The sequence below is a fragment of the Salipiger sp. PrR007 genome, from assembly GCF_010499845.1.
Lineage (GTDB): Bacteria > Pseudomonadota > Alphaproteobacteria > Rhodobacterales > Rhodobacteraceae > Salipiger > Salipiger pacificus_A.
In genome coordinates, this window is the sequence record NZ_JAAGOZ010000050.1 from 100,972 (window position 1) to 118,164 (window position 17,193).

The window sequence follows — 17,193 nt, forward strand, 5'->3', positions numbered from 1 at the left end:
TGCGTCTCCCCTTTTGGCAAAGAGGGGCAACTGATTCGTGCAAGTATTACTGACATTTTGCGAACCGTGTCATGAAGCGTGACACAGCAACTTGCGGCTGATGTGCGGTTTTCCAACTTGAACTTCTCGCGTGGTCAGATGTGCATGGAATTGTTTGGGAAATGTCCCCGCGATGTGATCTTTTCCGCATGTCACGCTCGCTGACATTGTGCGAAAATAATTTATTTAAAACATATAGTTACAAGACATCGCCTCTGCGTAATGATCGGGGCAGTCAGGCATCCAGCCGACACCATCGATCCGAAACGCAAGGAGGGTTCGAACATGACTGAAATTGGTTCGAGTAGCCACAACCCCATTTCTCCAGAGCCGGTAGTCGCCAACGCCCCGGACACGCCCGGTCCGGCTCCCATTGAACAGGGCGATCCGGAATTCATCGCGGCATTAGGAATTATCGTTTCCGCATTTGTTGATCTTGGGTTCGGAGTTTCTGCCGCACAGCAGGCGCAGCGAGCAGCAAACGAGAACCGCAACTTGGTCCGCATCGCCGCTGACTTTCCCAACCAGTCTTCCTGAAATACCACAGAAAAGGAAATCCAATGATTATCCCCCACCCAGACACGATGCAGAAGAAGAAGTGCGTCATCTACGCTCGCGTTTCATCCATGAAGCAGACCAGTGACGGCTCCGGTCTCTCAAGTCAGGAGCGAACCTGTCGAGACTATGCCGAGCGTAACGGCTATGAAGTGGTCGAAGTGTTCACTGACGTCATTTCGGGTAAGTTTGAAGACCGGCCTGGCATGAACGCTCTCCTCGCCTTCCTCGGTAAAGTTTCTACCTCGGACTATGTGGTCGTCGTCGACGACTTCTCTCGCTTGGCGCGGGATGTGAAGGCTCACGCATCACTCCGCGACAAGATCACGGCAACCCAAGCAATCATTGAGTCGCCGAACCAGAAGATTGGTGAAGATGCCACCGGACGCTTCGTTGAGACGATCTGGGCGGCCATTGCGGAGCACCAGCGCCTTCAGAATGCAGAGCAATCGAGACGTCGATCTCTGGCGCGACTTAAGAACGGGTACTGGATTTTCAGGCCGCCCTATGGCTACCGATATGAGAAGACGTCCCATGACGGTAAGCGGCTTGTTCCTGACGAACCCCTTGCGAGCATCGTCAGGGAGGCACTCGAAGGCTTTGCGGCTGGACGGTTTCAGTCTCAAGCCGAGGTCAAACGGTTTCTGGACACCAAGCCCGAGTTTCCGAAGAGCTACCGGGGCACTGAGGTTCACTTCGATAAGGTGAAACGGCTGCTGACCAATCCCCTCTACGCTGGCTATCTCGAGCACGAGAAGTCTGAAATCCCGCTGATTGAGGCAAAGCACGAGCCGCTGATCAGTTACTCCACTCATCAGATCATTCTGGACCGCCTCAGCGAACGCAGCGTCGCGCCCGCCCGGAAAGACATCAGCGAAGAGTTTCCTCTGCGTGGCTTCCTGATCTGTGAGTGCTGTGGCCATCGGCTCACTTCCTGTTGGTCGAAGAGTCGAAGTGGCACGAAGTATCCCTATTACCTGTGCGGCTATCGAGGTTGTGCGGAGAAGGGCAAGTCGATCCCGCGTGACAAGCTGGAAGCGGAATTCAGTGAAGGATTGAAGCGTTTGGTTCCTGCTCGAACCACGTTCGAACTCGCAGAGCGTATGTTCCGGGAGGCATGGGACGAGCGGTCCCGCTCCTCCGCCACTGAGAGCCAGCGCCTCAACACGAAAATTCGTCAGATCGAAAGGGATGTCGAGAAACTGCTCAAGCGTCTCGTGGAAACTCAGAACAATAGAACGATTTCCGCCTACGAGAACCGAATTGATGAACTCGAGAGAGAGAAGATTTTGCTAAGGGAAGAAGCCGACAGAACCTCGGGCCCACAGAGACCGTTCGACGAAATGTTCGAACACTCGATGCGGTTTCTCGCAAACCCCTACGAAATATGGAAAAAAGGAGACACTCCAACGAAGCGAACTGTCATCCGTTTGATTTACCCTTCACCGTTGACGGTGTCGCGAAAAACGGGAGTTCGAACCGGAGAAACCACCTATCCCTTCAAGGCCTTAGGGTTCTTGGAGAGATCGGATTTGAAGATGGTGCCCCCACACGGACTCGAACCGCGGACCTACTGATTACAAATCAGTTGCTCTACCAGCTGAGCTATAGGGGCACCGTGCGCAGAGGCATATGCCAGCTTCGCCCCCTTGTGCAAGAGCGATTCAGCGATTTGCGCGTGCCAGAAGACCGACCGCAGAAAGCCCCACGCCAATCACCAGAACCGCCGCCGGGGCGGCGCCTCCGAGGTTTTCCAGCGAGGCCTGGTCGTGCACCCGCGTGGCGAGGGTCTCATAGTTGAACGGGCGCAGCAGCAGCGTCGCCGGCAGTTCCTTGACGCAATCCACGAAGACCAGCAACAAGGCCGAGGCGACGGAGCCGCGCATCAGCGGCACGTAGACCTCGCGCAGGGTCTGGCCCTGGGTGCGGCCGAGCGAGCGCGCGGCACGGGCGAGATTGGGCGAGATCCGCGCCATCGCCGCATCTGCCGCGCCCTGCGCGATGGCGAAGAAGCGCACGAAATAGGAGAGCACCAGCGCAAAGGCCGAGCCTGTGAGCACGAGGCCGATATCGATGCCGGTGACCGCCTCGACCGTATCCGCCAGCGCGTGGTCCACCGCCGCGAGCGGGATCAGGATACCAACGCCCAGCACCGCGCCGGGCGCGGCGTAGCCGATGGTCGAGACCGGCAGCAGCAGCCGCGGGAGTTGCCGCCCCGAAAGCCGCACGCCGTACACCAGGAAGACCCCGCCGAGCACGGTCAGCACCGCCGCGATACTGCCGACGGTGAGCGTGTGGACCCCGGCCTGCCAGAGCCGCGGGTCGGCCCATGCCTGGGCGTTGTCGATCGCGTGGCCGAGGATCACCCAGGCGGGCAGCACGAACCCCATGCCGAAGGGGATGACGCAGGCCAGGCTCGCCCCCCAGCCGGTGGCACCGCGCAGCGCGGTACGCGCCACCGGCCGGTGGCGCGAGGAGAGGTTGAAAAAGCGCATGCGGCGGCGCGATCCCTTCTCGAGCAGCACCAGCACGATGACCAGCGCCAGCACCGTCCCGGCAATCTGGGCCGCGCCGCCGGCGTTGTTGCTTTGCAGCCAGACGCTGAAGATGCCGGTGGTCAGCGTCTGCACAGAAAAGTAATCCACGGTGCCGAAATCGTTCACCGCCTCCATCATGGCGATTGCCATGCCCGCCGCGATCGCCGGGCGGGCGAGTGGCAGGCCGACCCGCCAGAACCGGGCAAAAGCGCCCTGCCCCAGCGAGCGCGCGACCTCGTCGGCGCTGCCCGGCTGCTCGCGGAAGGCGTTGCGGGCCAGCAGGTAGACGTAAGGGTAAAGCGCCGCCGAGAGCACGATGATCGCCGCCCCCATCGAGCGGATCTCGGGGAACCAGTAGTCGCGCGAGGTTTTCCAGCCGAAAATCTCGCGCAGCCCGGTCTGCACCGGCCCGGCATATTCGAGGAAATCGACCAGCGCGTAGGCCCCCACATAGGCCGGGATCGCCAGCGGAAGCAGCAGCAGCCATTCGAGACAGCGCCGCCCCGGGAACTCGTAGCGCGCCACTAGCCAGGCGGCGCCCGAGCCTGCCGCCCCCGCCAGAAGCCCGACGCCCGCCATCAGCTTCAGCGTATTGCCGAAATAGCGCGGCAGGGTCGTCGAGATTAGATGCGGCCAGATGTTTTCCGAGGGAAACAGCGCGATCCAGAGCACCGCAAGGATCGGCGCGATAACCACGGCGGCGATCAGGGCGGCGCCGAGCGACCAGGGGTTCGGCAAGGCGCGCGCCAGCGACAGGCGGGCACGGCGCGGGGCGCTGTTGTCGGCAAGGCTCATGAGGGCTCCTTCGTGATCCGCCCCGGGCGGCGCGCGGTTTTCCTTGGCTCTGATCCGGGTATAGTCCCTGCCGTTGGTAACCGAAAGTGCAGGTCATGCAGGTCATTCTCCATATCGGCGCGCAATGCACGGACGAGGATCGCCTGCTCAGGGGACTGCTGCGCAACGCAGGCGAGCTTCACCGCGAGGGCATCGCCGTTCCCGGCCCGTCGCGCTACCGCATGCTCCTGTCGGAAGCCATCAGCGCCCTCGGCGCCGAGAAGCCAACCCCCGAGGCGCGCGAGGTGCTGCTGGACGCCATCCTCAGCGAGGATCCCGGACAGGTCTCCCGGCTCATCCTCAGCCACGAGACGCTCTTTTCGGTGCCCAAGCTCGCGCTGGAGGGTGGCACGCTCTACCGCAAGGCCGAGCGGCGGCTGCAGGCGATCGCCCGGCTGTTCGAGGGGGATGAGCTGCAGATCTTCTTCGGGCTGCGCGATTTCGCCACATGGCTGCCGGCCATGCTGCGCGCCACGCCGCACGAGACGCTCGAGAGTTTCCTGTCGGGCGCCGACCCGATGAAGCTGCGCTGGTCCGATCTCGTGATGCGGCTGCGGCGCGCTCTGCCCGGTGTGCCGATCACGCTCTGGTGCAACGAGGACACGCCGCTGCTCTGGGGGCAAATCCTGCGCGAGGCGGCGGGGATCGCAGCCGAGCGGAAGATCACCGGCAGCTTCGACATCTTCTCCGAACTCGTCAGCCCCGAGGCGATGCAGCGCTTCCGCGGCTTCCTGCGCGAGAACCCCATGGTCAGCGAAGCGCAGAAACGCCGGGTCATGACCGCCTTCCTTGAGAAATACGCCCTGCCCGGGGTGATGGAGGAAGAGCTCGACATGCCGGGATGGGACGCCGCCTATGTGGACATGCTGACCGGGCTCTACGACGAGGACGTTTGGCAGATGGCACAGATGGACGGGGTGCGGGTGCTGACGCCCTGAACGCGTGGCCGCATCCGGAGGATCCGGGGGCTCCGCCCCTGCCGCCGCGCGGCTCCGCCGGGATAGTTATGTCAGGAAAAAGACGGGGAGGTCTTCCCTCCGGGAGGGACCGGGGCCCGCGCCCCGGTCCGGGATGTTCGAGGGGGCTGGCGCGGCGGCTCAGTCCATGCCGAGCGCGGCCTTGTACATCTCGAGCACGGCCTCTTCCTCGGCGATGTCGTCCTTGTCGCGCTTGCGCAGCGCGATGACCTTGCGCATCACCTTGGTGTCGTAGCCGCGGCCCTTTGCCTCGGCCATGACCTCTTTCTGCTGGTCGGCGATTTCCTTCTTTTCGAGCTCGAGCCGCTCGAAGCGCTCGATGAACTGCTTCAGCTCGCCTGCGGCGACGCCATAGGCGTCGGACCCATTGTCCTGCATCTCGTCAACTCCTGCCTGGTTTTCTGCCGGTATCGCCGGTTTGACTACCCCCCGGCGCCGCCCTCATCAAGCCCGATCCGGCGCGCCGGGCAGATGCCGCCGAGGGTTGCGAGGCGGGCGGCGATGCAGTACCCGCCCCGAAAGCGCCGACGGGCGGCGCGAACAGAGGATAGTGCGCCATGGAATGGCTGATCTGGCTGGGTGCGGCGGTCTCGCTCGCGGGGCTTCTGGGGCTTTTCGGATGCATCATCAAGGTCTGGAGCGCCAAGCGCGCCGGGCTCGATGACGACGGGCTGCGCGAGGTGATGCGCAAGATCGTGCCGCTGAACATGGCAACGCTGCTGCTGTCGGTCTTCGGCCTTGCGATGGTGATGGTCGGCATCCTGCTCGGCTGAGCCCACAGGTCTACCGCTGGGGCCAGTCCGCACCGCCGGTGGTGACCAGATCGTCCCAAAGCGGGTGCGGCGCCCAGAAGGCGCGGTCGGGATGCGCCACCGCCGCCAGCGCCTCGCGCACCGCCCGCGCGCCCATGCGCAGCGCCGCCAACATCGGCCCGCCACGCCAGCGCGGCATCTCGAGCACCTCCAGCGCCACCAGATCGAGATCGGAAGCGCGGCGCAGCATGCCCGCGGCCAACATCCGCGCGCCTTCGTTGGCCATGGCGCCGATCAGCAGCAGGCGCAGCATATCTGCCGGCAGTGCCGGGGCAGCCGGACGGCGGGCGACGACAAGGGCGTCGACCTCGGCGCTGGCCAGAGGCACACCCGCTTCGGTCCAGTCGTAGAAGCCCGCGCCATTCTCGCGGCCCATGCGCCCGCTCTCGGCAAGCGCGCTGGCCCAGTTCACCGCGCCCTCGGCCCGGGTCTGCGCGCCGAGACGCGACAGCCCCATCTGGTCGCGGCGCAGGAAAGGCCCGCGGCGCCAGCCCCAGTCACGGCAGGCGGCATCGATCGCCTCGGGACTCTGGCCCATGTCCACCAGCGCATCCGCGGCGCGGCACCACGCGTCGAAGAGGCGCCCGCCAAGGCTCTCGCCCCCCGAGCGGACGCGGATCGCGAGGCAGCCCATCTGCTGCGCCAGCGCCTCTGCCTCGGCGATCTGCTCGACCTGCGCTTCTGGCCCGGCGATCACCTCGACCAGCCTCGCGCCAAGCGGCGCCGGAGCGAAGCGCAGCCCGACCTCGCGCACCCGTCCCGGGTAAGCGACGAGTCGGCTGACCCCCGCGGGCGCCGCCACCTCGCGCTGACCCGGCCCCGCCAGCAGGATACACCCGGCACTGCGCGCCATGTCGGCCGGGGCGCCGACGCGCAAGCGCGACAGGCGTTCCTCGACTTCCTCCTCGGCGATGCTCCCGCCCTGCCGCGCCGCCTCGAGCCGCCGGTGCAGGGCGATCACCCCGTCGTGCAGCACGCCCGGCGCGTCGCAGCCCCAATCGACCCCCGCCGCGACCGGCAGAAGCGCCTGCACCAGCGGCAGGGCCAGTGGCCCCTCTCCCAGCACAGCAACGCGGTGCGGCGCGCGGCGCGCCGGTGTCATGGCAGATGCGGCAGCGCGCTCGGCGGCGGCAACCGCGCGCAGCGCGGCGCTGGCCTCGGTCTCGCGGCAGGTCTCATAGGCGTCGGCCTCGAACTCCAGCCCGCCCGCAAAGGGCAGCAGCTGCGCCGCTTCGACCGCCGCGACGATCTCGGGCGGGGCGGGATTGCCGCCGCCGGCGACCTTGGCGCGGCGGGCGGCGACCGCCTGCTGATAGGCCAGCGGCACGGCAAACCCCTCGCGGCGCTGCGCGGCGGGGCGCGGCCCCAGCCCCTCGGCGCGCAGCTCGGCACAGAAGGCGCGGGTCTCTTCCTCGATCGGGCCCCTGGCGAGATGGTCAATGAGCCCCGCGGGCGCCGCCTCGAGCGTTATGGCCTGCCCCGAAAGCATGAGGTCCAGCGCCTGCCCGGCGCCGACCAGCCGCGGCAGCCGCTGGCTGGCCCCGGCGGCGGGCGTCAGCCCCAGCGCGACGTTGGGCAGTCCAAAGCGCGTGCCCGGCGCGGCGATCCGGTAGTGCGCGGCCAGCGCCAGCTCGGCGCCGGTGCCAAGTGCCGCCCCGTGCATCGCAGCGATCACCGGCTTGGCGCAGGCCTCGACCCGGCGGCAGAGCGTGGCGGGATCGGGGGTGGCATGGGGGCCTTCGAGCTCGGTTGGATCATCACCTTCGGAGAAACAGGCCCCCGCCCCCTGCAACACGATGCAGGCGACGGCGGGGTCGGCCTCGGCCCGGGCAAGTTCGGTGAGAAGCGCGCCGCGCAGTTCGGGCGTCAACCGGTTGGCCGCCTCTCCGGTCATGACCAGCCAGGCGATCCCCTCGCCGATCCGCACCTCAACCGCGCCTGCCGCCTGCGCCATCTGCCCGCCTTTCCGCTTGCCCGCGGGCGCGAGCGCAAACGCCCCGCAGCCCGTCCCTTTCGTCATGCCCTGAGGCATCCCCGCGAGCTAGTGGGTTCCGAAAGGCGCGGCAAGACGAGAATCCGCCGCGCCGCCCTTTCCGGCCGCGCGGCGGTGGTGCCTGCGACTGTCGCAGGCAGGGACCTGCCGATCAGATCGGCATGTTGTCGAAGCGCGCCTCGAGCTCGGCGTCGACTTCGGAGCGTAGCCGATCCCGGACGTGGGACGGCAGCGGCATTCCGCGCGCCCGCGCCTCGCCCGCGAGCCGCTCGAGTTCCGCCAGGAGCGCGGCATGTTCGGCGCCCTGCGCCTCGGCCAGCGCGCGTTCAACCGTTTCGAGGCGGGCTTTCAGTCTGTCATCCATCACACGTCTCCTCCGTGTCGGGGCGCTCAGCCAGAGAGGCTCTTTGGCCGGGCCATGCCTGTGGCGGAGCCGCGGACCGGCTCCGGCAGCTGTTTTCCGGTCCTGCCGAATCGCCGCCCGAAGGCGGCGCCAAGCACGACCGCGGCTCTGCAGGGAGCGACGGGCGCCCCGTGCAAGCCTTGAATTCGCTTGCAATCCTCCCGGGTCGATGCGTCCGGGAGACCGGGTTCGAGGGGCACGGCAGACCCCGTCTGAACGCAGACCATCCTGCACCAACACGCCGATGATGACCATGATATGGGTCAATCGCAACGAATCCTTGAACACACATTCAGTTTTATCTATATGAACGTCAAACGGAGGATCATTCCATGATGACACCTGAGGTCACCGCCTTCTTCGACGAGGCCACCAACACCATCTCCTACGTCGTGCGCGACCCGGCTGGCAGCGCCTGCGCGATCGTCGACAGCGTGCTCGACTTTGATTACGCCTCGGGCCGCACCGACACCCGTTCGGCCGATGCCATCATCTCCTTCGTCAAGGAGAAGGGCTACAAGGTCGACTGGCTGCTCGAGAGCCACGTGCACGCCGACCACCTTTCGGCCGCGCCCTACATCCAGCGCGAGCTGGGCGGCAAGATCGGCATCGGCGAGCGCATCACCGTGGTGCAGGACACCTTCGGCAAGGTGTTCAACGAGGGCACCGAATTCCAGCGGGACGGCTCGCAGTTCGACCGGCTCTTCGAGGAGGGCGACAGCTTCCACATCGGCCAGCTGCGCGGCGACGTGCTGCACACGCCGGGCCATACGCCGGCCTGCCTGACCTACGTGATCGGCGATGCCGCCTTCGTCGGCGACACGCTCTTCATGCCCGACTTCGGCACCGCCCGCTGCGACTTCCCCGGCGGCTCGTCGGAAACGCTCTTTGCGTCGATCCAGAAGATCCTGGCGCTGCCGGACGAGACCCGCATCTTCGTCGGCCATGACTACAAAGCGCCGGGCCGCGACGCCTACGCCTGGGAGACCACCGTGGGCGAACAGAAGGCGCTCAACATCCACGTCGGCAGCGGCAAGTCCGCCGAGGAGTTCGTCAAGATGCGCGACGCGCGCGACGCGACCCTTGCGATGCCCAAGCTGATCATCCCGTCGTTGCAGGTGAACATGCGCGCCGGCCGGATGCCGCCGCCCGACGAAAAGGGAGACGTCTTCCTCAAGGTCCCGGTCAACAAACTCTGACGTCGCAAGACCACCACATGGATACCCGCGCGCTCCGCCTCCAGACGGGGCGCGTCCCCCTCATAAAGAACAGCGGTCACCTCCCGGGGCCGCCGCGTGACAAAGGAACTGCGAATGCCACTCGACTGGATTTGGGGCCTGATCGGCGGCTTGCTGATCGGCATCGGCGGGGCGGTCTACCTGCTCATCAACGGACGGATCATGGGCGCCTCGGGCATCATCGGCGCCTTGGTCGACGGCTCGGCTGGCGACAGCAAGTGGGAGCGTCTGAGCTTCCTTGCGGGGGTGATCCTTCTGCCGATCCTGCTGCTGCCGTTCTATGGCGGCGCGGTCGACACCCACATCACTGACAACATTCCCGTGCTTGTCGCCGCCGGCCTGCTGGTCGGCGTCGGCACGCGGCTGGCCAATGGCTGCACCTCGGGCCACGGTGTCTGCGGCATGTCCCGCCTGTCGTTGCGCGGCTTCGTCGCAACCTGCTGCTACATCCTCGCCGGCGGTGTCGGCGTGGTTATCTTCCGTCACCTGCTGGGAGTGATCTGACATGGGCAATTCCTCTCCGGCCCGCCTGTTTTTCGCCCTCGTCGCCGGCGGTCTCTTCGGCGCTGGCCTTTTCCTGTCGGGCATGACCGACACCGCCAAGGTGCAGGGCTGGCTCGATGTCTTCGGCGCCTGGGATCCGACGCTGGCCTTCGTCATGGGCGGCGCGATGATCCCCATGGCAATCGCCTGGCTCGTCGCCCGTGGCCGGACGCGCGCCGCGCTTGGCACGCCGCTGCCGCCGCAGCCCGGCACGCGGATCGACCGCAAGCTGGTGATCGGCTCGGTGCTTTTCGGCATCGGCTGGGGTCTCGCCGGGCTCTGCCCCGGCCCGTCCATCGCCTCGCTGAGCTACGGCGGCACCGGGCTCTATATCTTTGTCGCGGCGATGCTCACCGGCATGGCCGTGGCCCCTGCCCTGCGCAGGAGACTCGACAACCCCGTGGCGGCGGAATAACCGTTTGGCCATGGATCTGAACCACATCACCCCCCGCTACACCGTCTCGCCGCAGATTGCGGTGGAGGATGTTCCCGCGCTCGCCGAGGCCGGCTTCACCCTGGTCATCTGCAACCGGCCCGACGGCGAAGTCCCGCCCGAACTGCAGGCAGAGACCATCGGCGCCGCCGTGCGCGCCGCCGGCATGGAGTTCGCCGTGCTGCCGGTGACCCACGACGGGCTGACGCTCGACCTCGTGGCCGAGCAGGCCGCGCTGATCGAGAACGCCCCCGGCCCGGTCTTCGCCTACTGCCGATCGGGCACCCGCTGCGCCACGGTCTGGGCCATGGGCCAGGCCGGCAAGATGCCGACCGACGACATCCTGCTGTCCACCGCCAAGGCGGGCTACGCGCTCGACGGGATGCGCCCGACGCTGGACGCCATCGCCGAGCGCGGCTGACCTCGAGCCGATATGACCCGAAGGGCCGCCCCATGGGCGGCCTTTTGCGTATGGAAGGTTTTTCGCCCGCCCGGGCAGCCTCTGACCACTTGTTTCAATCCAGGCGGCAAGGCACCCTGCCTCATGACCAAATTTCTCATCTCGTTCCCGGCCGAAGCCATGCAAATCACCGACGAGGAATTCCCCGAGGTGGTCGCGGCCTCGCATGCGGTGATCGAGGAGGCCAAGGCCGCCGGCGTCTACGTCTTCGGCGGTGGGCTCGATGAGAGCGTAGCCCCGGTGCTGGTCTCGGGCGATGGCAGCGTGTCAGCCGAGATCTATCAGGGCAGCTTCCTGAACGGCGGCTTTACCGTGCTCGAGGTGCCGACGCGGCTGGAGGCGCTGGACTGGGCGCGCCGGATCGCGCAGGCCTGCCGCTGCCCGCAGGAGCTGCGCGAATTCATGTACGACCCAGAAAGCTGACAATACCCACCCCGCAAACGGCCCAACGGACAGGAAAAAATCCGCTGCAGCCCGCAGGAGGCCTTCGCAGCGGCCTCCGCCTCTGGCAAGGTTCGCGGCGACCCGCGACAGGGCGGAGACCAGAGCGAGTGGCCGGATGACCAAGATCACCCTCCAGCGCAGCGCCGAGCTGCCCGACGACCTGCGCGTCGCGCGCTCGCTCAGCGCACCGCACCTCGGCCCGCGGCTGCTGTTCTTCAGCGGCGGCAGCGCACTCAACAAAATCTCGCGTGCGTTGAAGCGCTACACCTACAATTCGGCCCATCTGATCACCCCCTTCGACAGCGGCGGCAGCAGTCAGGTCCTGCGTGAGGCCTTCGACATGCCCGCAGTGGGCGATCTGCGCAGCCGCCTCATGGCGCTGGCCGACGAGAGCGAGCTTGGCCAGCCGGACATCTACGCGCTTTTCAGCCACAGGATGCCCAAGGCGGTGCCGAACGCCCCGCTGCGCGCCGAGGTCGAGGCGATGGTCGCCGGCAGCCACCCGCTGGTCAAGGCGGTCTCCAGCCCCATCGGCCTGCTGATCCGCGACTTCCTGCGCGCCTTCCTCGTCGCGGCGCCGATGGATTTCGACTTCCGCAATGCCAGCATCGGCAACCTCATCCTCGCCGGAGGCTATCTCGCGCATGGACGGCTGCTGGAGCCGGTGCTGTTTCTGATGTCGAAGATGGTCGATGTGCGCGGCACCGTGCGCGGCGTGGTCGATTGCAACCTGCAGCTCGGCGTCGAACTGGCCGACGGGCGGCAAATCCACGGCCAGCGCCAGATCAGCGGCAAGGAGGCACCGCCGATCGACAGCCCCATCGTGCGGCTGTTTCTCAGCGCGCACGACAAGGAGGTTCTGTCGGGCTCGGTGCCGCTGCCCAAGCGCAATCGCAAGCTGATCCGGCAGGCAGATCTCATCTGCTACCCGCCCGGGAGCCTTTTCTCCTCGGTGATCGCCAACCTGCTGCCCGCAGGCGTGGGGCGGACCATCGCGCGCTGCGAGGTGCCCAAGGTCTATGTCCCGAGCCTCGGTACCGACCCCGAGGCGCTGGGGCTGGGTCTGGCGGAGCGGGTGGCCGCGATCCTCGCCCCGCTGCGCGCCGATGCTGGCATGGATGTGCCGAGCACGCGCCTTATGACCCATGTGCTCTGCGACGCCTCCGAGGACCCCGCGGCCTGCGCCGAGGTCACCGCACGCCATGGCATCCCCTGCCACCGTCTGCCGCTGGTCACCGACGAGCCCGAGCGCTACGATCGCGAATTGATGTGCGCCGCGCTGGTATCGATGGTCTGAGGGCAAGCGGCCTCAGCGGTAGCGCTTTTCGGTCACCTCAAAGGCCCCAAGCGCCAAATCCCGCCGGAACATCTCGTGGTCGCGGCGCAGCCGTTCCACGGCTTCCTCGGCAAAGCACAGGATATCGTCGATGAAGAGTTTCGCCGGTTCCATCGCCTGCAGGATCGCCGGCTCGATGTCGTAGTCGAGCTGGCCAAGATCGTCAGACCGCGCGTGGGCCTGCGCCAGTGCCCGCCCGCAGGCATAGGCGTAGCGCTTCCAAGCCTTCTTCGACAGATCATCCAGATCGGCATCGTTGCGGAAGGGCGCGCGCTCACGCGACATGAAACTCTCGCCCTCGATCTCGACATTGCCGTAGAAGACGTCGCCCTGCGCGAGATGCACCGACTGGCCGTGGGCGATCCGGTCGCCCTGGTCCCCGGCGTCGAAATCATGCGCTGGCACCAGCCCCTCGAGCGCCGAGCGTCGTGCCTTCTTGAACTCGATGATGATGTCGTCTCGGGCATCCCCGGAGGGCCCTTCGAGCAGCACGTAATAGCGTGGCAACCCCAGAGAGGCCGTGCCCTGCCCATGCCGCATCGCCACGTCCTTGACCTTGAGCGGGCCATGCCTCCCGCCCGCCTCAATGCCGTTCTGGCCGGCGAGGGCCTTGACCAGCTTCTGGAACTCATTGATGCGGCTGCTCACCGGGGTCAGTTCCGCGTTGGCTCGGAAGCCGCGGCCGGTCTCTTCAAGGTAGCGCTTGCCGAGCCAATGTTCGCGCGAACGCGCGGCCTTGCCGAAGAGCGGGCGGATGATCTCGGGGCAATTGTCCTCGCGCATCTCGACATGGAGCTCGGTGTTGTGCTCGGCAAAGAAGGCCATCCCTGAGCGGTATCCCTTGAGGAAGTGGCGAGCGATCTTGCGCTGCTTCTTGCGGCTGAGCCCACCCTCGACCTCGGCGGCGATCATGAACCCGGCGGCACCGCGCTTGAGATCCCAGACGAAGGGACCGTAGATCACGTCGTCGAAATCATTCACCCCGAAGATCGGCACATTGTCCGCATTGGGCATGATGCCAAAGTTGCCAGGGTGTACATCGCCGAGACAGAGCACGGTCGGCATGCGCGCATCCTCCCCCGCCATGTCGCGGTGAAAGAGCAGCGAGGTGCCTCGGAAGAACGAGAAAAAGGACGTCGACAATACGCGGAACTTCTCGTCAGCCCCCGCCGCCTTCTGGTCGATCCGCACCATGTGGTCCTCGATGATCGTGCTGCGCACGTGCAGCCGCCGTGCCTGGCCGGTCAGATCGCGAGGGCGGAACACCGCGGCCTCGGCATCGGCCCGGCGCGCGAGCCGGGCGTAGGCCTCGGTGCGATGGCGCATCTCGCCGACCGGCTCCGCCGCGCCCGACGTTGCGGCCTCCTCCGACGAGGTCTTCTTGCGCGCCTTCGCGGGCTCCTGCGGCTTGGTTTTCGGCGTCGTGCTCATCGTGTGCTCCGTGCGGCCTGGCTGACCTTCCAACCTGAAGCACGCCGCCCGGGTTCCGAGCCAATCGTCCGGCAGAGTTCCGCCGGAAAAAGATATTTCTCGAATGTATGATATCATTCCGGGTATTTCCGGTAACCTGATGCCGTTATCCCGTGCGAATTTCTTTCGAATCAAACGTTTTACCCAGTTGCCCGTTGCCGCAGCGCCCCTCGTCCGTCTCCGATCCAGCCGTATCAGCGCGCCGCTCCGGGACCGCTTCAAGGGTGCAAGATTTCAAGGGTGGACTATGTTGACTGCAGCCCGATCCGACCTTTCCTGCGCCGCCTGGGCGACCCGTTCCGCGCCGGCAGGAGTGTCGCCCGCCCCGGCAGACGCCCCACCCGGCGCGCAGCCGGGCCTCCGTCCTTTCGCTCCTCTCCAAGACTTTCGCCCCGCCGGGGTTCGCCGCGCTGCGACCGGCCCCCAAGGCAGACCCCGCGCAGCCCGCGCGCTTTCACGCAAGGAGACGACATCATGAGAAAATTCCACTTCCTCGCCGCCGCCGCGCTGGCCGCGCCGCCTGCCTGGGCGCAGGAGACCACCGGGACCACGACCGGAGACGCCATGGCCAGCGGCGGCAACGCGCTGGTGGGGCTGATCATCACCCTGATCATCGGCGCCATCGTCGGCTGGCTCGCCAGCGTCATCATGAAGGGCGGCGGATCGGGCCTGGTGATGGACATCATCCTCGGCATTGGCGGCGCGCTCCTTGCCGGCTGGCTGTTCCCGATGATCGGTGTCTCCTTCGGCGCCGGGCTTATCCCCTCGATCATCGCCGCGGTGATCGGCGCAATCATCCTCATTCTCATCGTCCGCCTCATCCGCGGCGCGGCGCGGTGAGACCAGAGGTCTCCCGCCCGCCGTGCGCGGGCGGGAGGGCAGCACGCCCAAGCCTCGGCCTTGGCGGCAGAGGCGGGTTCTTCGACACAATGGGAGACTGACCGACATGATCAACCTCGACAGATTTGCCAGGGCCACCTTCGGTCTTGCCGTTCTCGCGGCGCTCGGCGCCTGCGGCGGCTCGGAAGAGCCTACGGCCGGCATGCGCCCCGCGACCGAGGCCGAGTCGGCCTGCCTGCGCGACATTGCCAAGGCTGCCGGAACCACGGACATCGCGCTGATCAGCTCGGAGACCTCCGATGTCGGCACCATGGTGAAAGCCCGCGTCGGCGACGACCGCACGCATTGGGACTGCATCGCCTACCCCGATGGCAGCACCGGCGAGATCATGGCCGAACCACATATGACCGAGGGCTGACAGGGCCCCGCCGCGGCAGGGGTCGCCCCGCAGTCCGCGCCACGCGGGCCGCGCGGGCGCCCTGAGCCGGGCACTGCCCCGGCGCGTGGCGCTCGGGCTCTGCCGATCCGACCGACTCCTCCTTCGCGTGCGACGAGACCCCAACCTATTGATGCCCAACCGCCCGCCGCCCTTCCCGCGCTTGCCGCCCCCGCGCCGACGAGTTCCCACATGCTGACCCGCCGCAGCCTGCTGCGCGCCGGGGGTGCCGCGCTTGCGCTCGCCCCTGTAGCCCGGGCGCAGGAGCTGCCGCTGGCGATCGACCGCATGCTTCCCGGCGAGTTCACCTGGCACCCCGAACGCGCCCCGCGAGGCCCGGTGGCGGTGATCGTCTCGCTGCACGAGCAGCGGGTACACGTCTATCGCAACGGGCTGCGCATCGCCGTGTCGACCTGCACCTCGGGCATGCAGGGGCACGAAACCCCGACCGGCGTCTTCACCATCCTGCAAAAGGATGTCGACCACCGCTCCTCGCTCTACAATGACGCGCCCATGCCCAACATGCAGCGGCTCACCTGGGACGGTATCGCGCTGCATGCAGGCAACCTGCCGGGCTACCCGGCCTCGCATGGCTGCGTGCGCCTGCCGGAAGACTTCTCGAGGCGGCTTTTCGAGATCACCCATCTCGGCACGCCGGTCATCGTTTCGGGCCACAGCAGCGATCCGTGGGAGTTGATCCACCCCGGCTTCGTGCTGGCGCGACTGAGCGAGGCCGAGCTCGACAGCGCGGTGCGCGAGCTCGAGGTGCGCCGCCGCCCTGCGGACTGGCCAGAGGAGTGGGACCCGTCTGATCCGTTCCCGATCACCACCGCACTGGTCACCTCGCCCGACCGGCGCATCACCCTTCTGCGCGATGGACGCGAGGTGCTGACCGAGAGCTTCCTGCTCGAGGACGAGCGACCGCTTGGCGAGCACGTGCTGGTGTTGAGCGCCGCCGAGCAGGGCCGGCTGCGTTGGCTCGGCGTCACCCACCAGCCGGACCCGGAGCGCCCACTGCAGCCGGAAACGAGCATTCTTGATCGGCTCGTGCTGACCCCGGTCACCCGCGAGCGATTGCTGAGCTACGCCCACCCCGGGCTGACGCTGGTGATCTCCGACATCGCCGCCACCCCCGACCGCCGCTCTGAGCGCGGCTTCGTCATCATGCAGAGCGGGCTGCTGCGCTCGCCGGACCCAGAGGAAGCCTCACGGCCATGAGCCTCCCCCGCGCTTTGCTTGTCGCCCTGCCACTGGCCGCGCCGCTGCAGGCACAACCCACCCCGCCGCCGCAGAGTGCCTTCGTCTATGTCACCAGCGACGGCAGCCTGCGGATGCGCGGCGCCCCCTCGACCGAGGCGCCGGTGATCACCGAGCTCGACCCCGGCGCGCTCCTGCGCAACCTCGGGTGCGTCGAGGACCCGCAACCCTGGTGCCAGCTGCAGAGCCTCGACGGCGCCCGCGCCGGCTGGGTCGCGGCGGGTTATCTCGCGCCTTTCGCCGGGGCGGACCCGGCGGCGCTGAGCAGCCCCGCCGTGCCCGCGACCGAAACCGCGCAGCTCGAGCTGCGCGGCGGTCTCACCTACGGCACTTTGGCCGTGGGCGGCATTCTCGATCTGATCACCAGCGCGCCGTCGGACCAGGCGGTGACGCTCTCGCTCGAAGCGCCCGGCAACATCGGCTTTGCCGCCTTCGTGCGTCCCGCCACGCTGCTCGCCCGCGGCGACGCCGCAGCCCCGATCACCTTGGTCCTGCCCGAGGGCGGGGACCTTCTGATCCGCCTCGCCGACCGCAGCGGCGCAGGCGGCGACTGGCAGCTCCTGATCAGCCTCGACTGACCCACGCC

19 protein-coding genes and 1 tRNA gene are annotated in these 17,193 nt (G+C 67.1%); 14 read left to right on the forward strand and 6 right to left on the reverse strand.

Going from position 1 to position 17,193, the window contains the following annotated elements; all coding sequences use genetic code 11:
- Positions 1–324 precede the first annotated feature (324 nt).
- Both G0Q01_RS19510 and G0Q01_RS27385 read left to right on the forward strand, forming a co-directional pair.
- Positions 325–576 (forward strand): hypothetical protein, encoded by a 252-nt coding sequence (locus G0Q01_RS19510; RefSeq protein ID WP_164213748.1) that lies wholly within the window; start codon positions 325–327, stop codon positions 574–576.
- An 89-nt stretch (positions 577–665) separates the two neighbouring features.
- Positions 666–2,171: a recombinase family protein gene (locus G0Q01_RS27385; RefSeq protein ID WP_370526772.1), complete on the forward strand. Its 1,506-nt coding sequence runs from the start codon at positions 666–668 to the stop codon at positions 2,169–2,171.
- Here G0Q01_RS27385 and G0Q01_RS19525 read toward each other — a convergent pair.
- Positions 2,134–2,209, reverse strand: a tRNA-Thr gene (locus G0Q01_RS19525). The two genes, G0Q01_RS27385 and G0Q01_RS19525, sit on opposite strands and share 38 nt — an antisense overlap.
- A 49-nt stretch (positions 2,210–2,258) precedes the next feature.
- On the reverse strand, positions 2,259–3,926 hold the full coding sequence (locus tag G0Q01_RS19530; RefSeq protein WP_164213750.1) for an iron ABC transporter permease: 1,668 nt from the start codon (positions 3,924–3,926) through the stop codon (positions 2,259–2,261).
- Between the two features lie 95 nt (positions 3,927–4,021).
- Here G0Q01_RS19530 and G0Q01_RS19535 point away from each other — a divergent pair, with 95 nt between their 5' ends.
- The gene (locus G0Q01_RS19535) at positions 4,022–4,903 is read left to right on the forward strand and encodes a hypothetical protein (protein WP_164191839.1); all 882 of its coding nucleotides are present in this window, start codon (positions 4,022–4,024) and stop codon (positions 4,901–4,903) included.
- A gap of 159 nt (positions 4,904–5,062) precedes the next feature.
- Here the strand turns inward: G0Q01_RS19535 and G0Q01_RS19540 are convergent, their stop codons facing one another.
- Complete coding sequence (locus G0Q01_RS19540; RefSeq protein ID WP_108965049.1) at positions 5,063–5,320, reverse strand: DUF2312 domain-containing protein; 258 nt, start codon at positions 5,318–5,320, stop codon at positions 5,063–5,065.
- 179 nt (positions 5,321–5,499) lie between these two features.
- Between G0Q01_RS19540 and G0Q01_RS19545 the strand changes: the two genes are divergently transcribed.
- The gene (locus G0Q01_RS19545; protein ID WP_164191842.1) at positions 5,500–5,715 is read left to right on the forward strand and encodes a hypothetical protein; all 216 of its coding nucleotides are present in this window, start codon (positions 5,500–5,502) and stop codon (positions 5,713–5,715) included.
- A gap of 10 nt (positions 5,716–5,725) precedes the next feature.
- Here G0Q01_RS19545 and G0Q01_RS19550 read toward each other — a convergent pair whose 3' ends face one another.
- Together G0Q01_RS19550 and G0Q01_RS19555 are read right to left on the reverse strand one after the other, a co-directional pair.
- Positions 5,726–7,774, reverse strand: a complete 2,049-nt coding sequence (locus tag G0Q01_RS19550; RefSeq protein WP_164191845.1) for an enoyl-CoA hydratase-related protein — start codon at positions 7,772–7,774, stop codon at positions 5,726–5,728.
- A gap of 124 nt (positions 7,775–7,898) precedes the next feature.
- On the reverse strand, positions 7,899–8,111 hold the full coding sequence (locus G0Q01_RS19555; RefSeq protein WP_164191848.1) for a hypothetical protein: 213 nt from the start codon (positions 8,109–8,111) through the stop codon (positions 7,899–7,901).
- A gap of 374 nt (positions 8,112–8,485) precedes the next feature.
- Here G0Q01_RS19555 and G0Q01_RS19560 point away from each other — a divergent pair, with 374 nt between their 5' ends.
- The 6 genes from G0Q01_RS19560 (at position 8,486) to G0Q01_RS19585 (ending at position 12,565) form a co-directional block, all read left to right on the forward strand.
- The gene (locus G0Q01_RS19560) at positions 8,486–9,349 is read left to right on the forward strand and encodes an MBL fold metallo-hydrolase (protein ID WP_164192348.1); all 864 of its coding nucleotides are present in this window, start codon (positions 8,486–8,488) and stop codon (positions 9,347–9,349) included.
- A gap of 114 nt (positions 9,350–9,463) precedes the next feature.
- Entirely contained in the window at positions 9,464–9,892 is a 429-nt protein-coding gene (locus G0Q01_RS19565) for a YeeE/YedE family protein (RefSeq protein ID WP_164191851.1), read from the forward strand.
- A 1-nt stretch (position 9,893) separates the two neighbouring features.
- The gene (locus G0Q01_RS19570) at positions 9,894–10,346 is read left to right on the forward strand and encodes a DUF6691 family protein (protein ID WP_164191854.1); all 453 of its coding nucleotides are present in this window, start codon (positions 9,894–9,896) and stop codon (positions 10,344–10,346) included.
- Between the two features lie 10 nt (positions 10,347–10,356).
- Positions 10,357–10,785: a TIGR01244 family sulfur transferase gene (locus G0Q01_RS19575; RefSeq protein WP_164191872.1), complete on the forward strand. Its 429-nt coding sequence runs from the start codon at positions 10,357–10,359 to the stop codon at positions 10,783–10,785.
- 123 nt (positions 10,786–10,908) lie between these two features.
- The gene (locus G0Q01_RS19580; protein WP_164191875.1) at positions 10,909–11,247 is read left to right on the forward strand and encodes a YciI family protein; all 339 of its coding nucleotides are present in this window, start codon (positions 10,909–10,911) and stop codon (positions 11,245–11,247) included.
- Between the two features lie 136 nt (positions 11,248–11,383).
- Entirely contained in the window at positions 11,384–12,565 is a 1,182-nt protein-coding gene (locus tag G0Q01_RS19585) for a GAK system CofD-like protein (RefSeq protein ID WP_164191878.1), read from the forward strand.
- Positions 12,566–12,577: 12 nt separating this feature from the next.
- On the opposite strand, the gene G0Q01_RS19590 is transcribed toward G0Q01_RS19585, so the two are convergent.
- Entirely contained in the window at positions 12,578–14,035 is a 1,458-nt protein-coding gene (locus tag G0Q01_RS19590) for a DUF2252 domain-containing protein (protein WP_108965040.1), read from the reverse strand.
- A gap of 513 nt (positions 14,036–14,548) precedes the next feature.
- Between G0Q01_RS19590 and G0Q01_RS19595 the strand changes: the two genes are divergently transcribed.
- The 4 genes from G0Q01_RS19595 to G0Q01_RS19610 all read left to right on the forward strand — a co-directional run bounded on the left by G0Q01_RS19595 (position 14,549) and on the right by G0Q01_RS19610 (position 17,185).
- The gene (locus tag G0Q01_RS19595) at positions 14,549–14,914 is read left to right on the forward strand and encodes a GlsB/YeaQ/YmgE family stress response membrane protein (protein ID WP_235940276.1); all 366 of its coding nucleotides are present in this window, start codon (positions 14,549–14,551) and stop codon (positions 14,912–14,914) included.
- Between the two features lie 106 nt (positions 14,915–15,020).
- Positions 15,021–15,332: a hypothetical protein gene (locus tag G0Q01_RS19600; protein WP_164191881.1), complete on the forward strand. Its 312-nt coding sequence runs from the start codon at positions 15,021–15,023 to the stop codon at positions 15,330–15,332.
- Between the two features lie 210 nt (positions 15,333–15,542).
- The gene (locus G0Q01_RS19605) at positions 15,543–16,568 is read left to right on the forward strand and encodes a L,D-transpeptidase (RefSeq protein ID WP_164191884.1); all 1,026 of its coding nucleotides are present in this window, start codon (positions 15,543–15,545) and stop codon (positions 16,566–16,568) included.
- Positions 16,565–17,185, forward strand: coding sequence for an SH3 domain-containing protein (locus G0Q01_RS19610; protein ID WP_164191887.1), 621 nt, complete (start codon positions 16,565–16,567; stop codon positions 17,183–17,185). The genes G0Q01_RS19605 and G0Q01_RS19610 overlap by 4 nt, the downstream gene beginning before the upstream one ends.
- Positions 17,186–17,193 lie beyond the last annotated feature (8 nt).

Coding starts and splice junctions, on each gene's coding strand:
- G0Q01_RS19555 (WP_164191848.1), bottom strand. CDS start 8,111: ATGGATGACAGACTGAAAGCCCGCCTCGAAACGGTTGAACGCGCGCTG.
- G0Q01_RS19565 (WP_164191851.1), top strand. CDS start 9,464: ATGCCACTCGACTGGATTTGGGGCCTGATCGGCGGCTTGCTGATCGGC.
- G0Q01_RS19580 (WP_164191875.1), top strand. CDS start 10,909: ATGACCAAATTTCTCATCTCGTTCCCGGCCGAAGCCATGCAAATCACC.
- G0Q01_RS19540 (WP_108965049.1), bottom strand. CDS start 5,320: ATGCAGGACAATGGGTCCGACGCCTATGGCGTCGCCGCAGGCGAGCTG.
- G0Q01_RS19570 (WP_164191854.1), top strand. CDS start 9,894: ATGGGCAATTCCTCTCCGGCCCGCCTGTTTTTCGCCCTCGTCGCCGGC.
- G0Q01_RS19605 (WP_164191884.1), top strand. CDS start 15,543: ATGCTGACCCGCCGCAGCCTGCTGCGCGCCGGGGGTGCCGCGCTTGCG.
- G0Q01_RS27385 (WP_370526772.1), top strand. CDS start 666: ATGAAGCAGACCAGTGACGGCTCCGGTCTCTCAAGTCAGGAGCGAACC.
- G0Q01_RS19550 (WP_164191845.1), bottom strand. CDS start 7,774: ATGACGAAAGGGACGGGCTGCGGGGCGTTTGCGCTCGCGCCCGCGGGC.
- G0Q01_RS19560 (WP_164192348.1), top strand. CDS start 8,486: ATGACACCTGAGGTCACCGCCTTCTTCGACGAGGCCACCAACACCATC.
- G0Q01_RS19600 (WP_164191881.1), top strand. CDS start 15,021: ATGATCAACCTCGACAGATTTGCCAGGGCCACCTTCGGTCTTGCCGTT.
- G0Q01_RS19590 (WP_108965040.1), bottom strand. CDS start 14,035: ATGAGCACGACGCCGAAAACCAAGCCGCAGGAGCCCGCGAAGGCGCGC.
- G0Q01_RS19585 (WP_164191878.1), top strand. CDS start 11,384: ATGACCAAGATCACCCTCCAGCGCAGCGCCGAGCTGCCCGACGACCTG.
- G0Q01_RS19575 (WP_164191872.1), top strand. CDS start 10,357: ATGGATCTGAACCACATCACCCCCCGCTACACCGTCTCGCCGCAGATT.
- G0Q01_RS19535 (WP_164191839.1), top strand. CDS start 4,022: ATGCAGGTCATTCTCCATATCGGCGCGCAATGCACGGACGAGGATCGC.
- G0Q01_RS19510 (WP_164213748.1), top strand. CDS start 325: ATGACTGAAATTGGTTCGAGTAGCCACAACCCCATTTCTCCAGAGCCG.
- G0Q01_RS19545 (WP_164191842.1), top strand. CDS start 5,500: ATGGAATGGCTGATCTGGCTGGGTGCGGCGGTCTCGCTCGCGGGGCTT.
- G0Q01_RS19610 (WP_164191887.1), top strand. CDS start 16,565: ATGAGCCTCCCCCGCGCTTTGCTTGTCGCCCTGCCACTGGCCGCGCCG.
- G0Q01_RS19530 (WP_164213750.1), bottom strand. CDS start 3,926: ATGAGCCTTGCCGACAACAGCGCCCCGCGCCGTGCCCGCCTGTCGCTG.
- G0Q01_RS19595 (WP_235940276.1), top strand. CDS start 14,549: ATGAGAAAATTCCACTTCCTCGCCGCCGCCGCGCTGGCCGCGCCGCCT.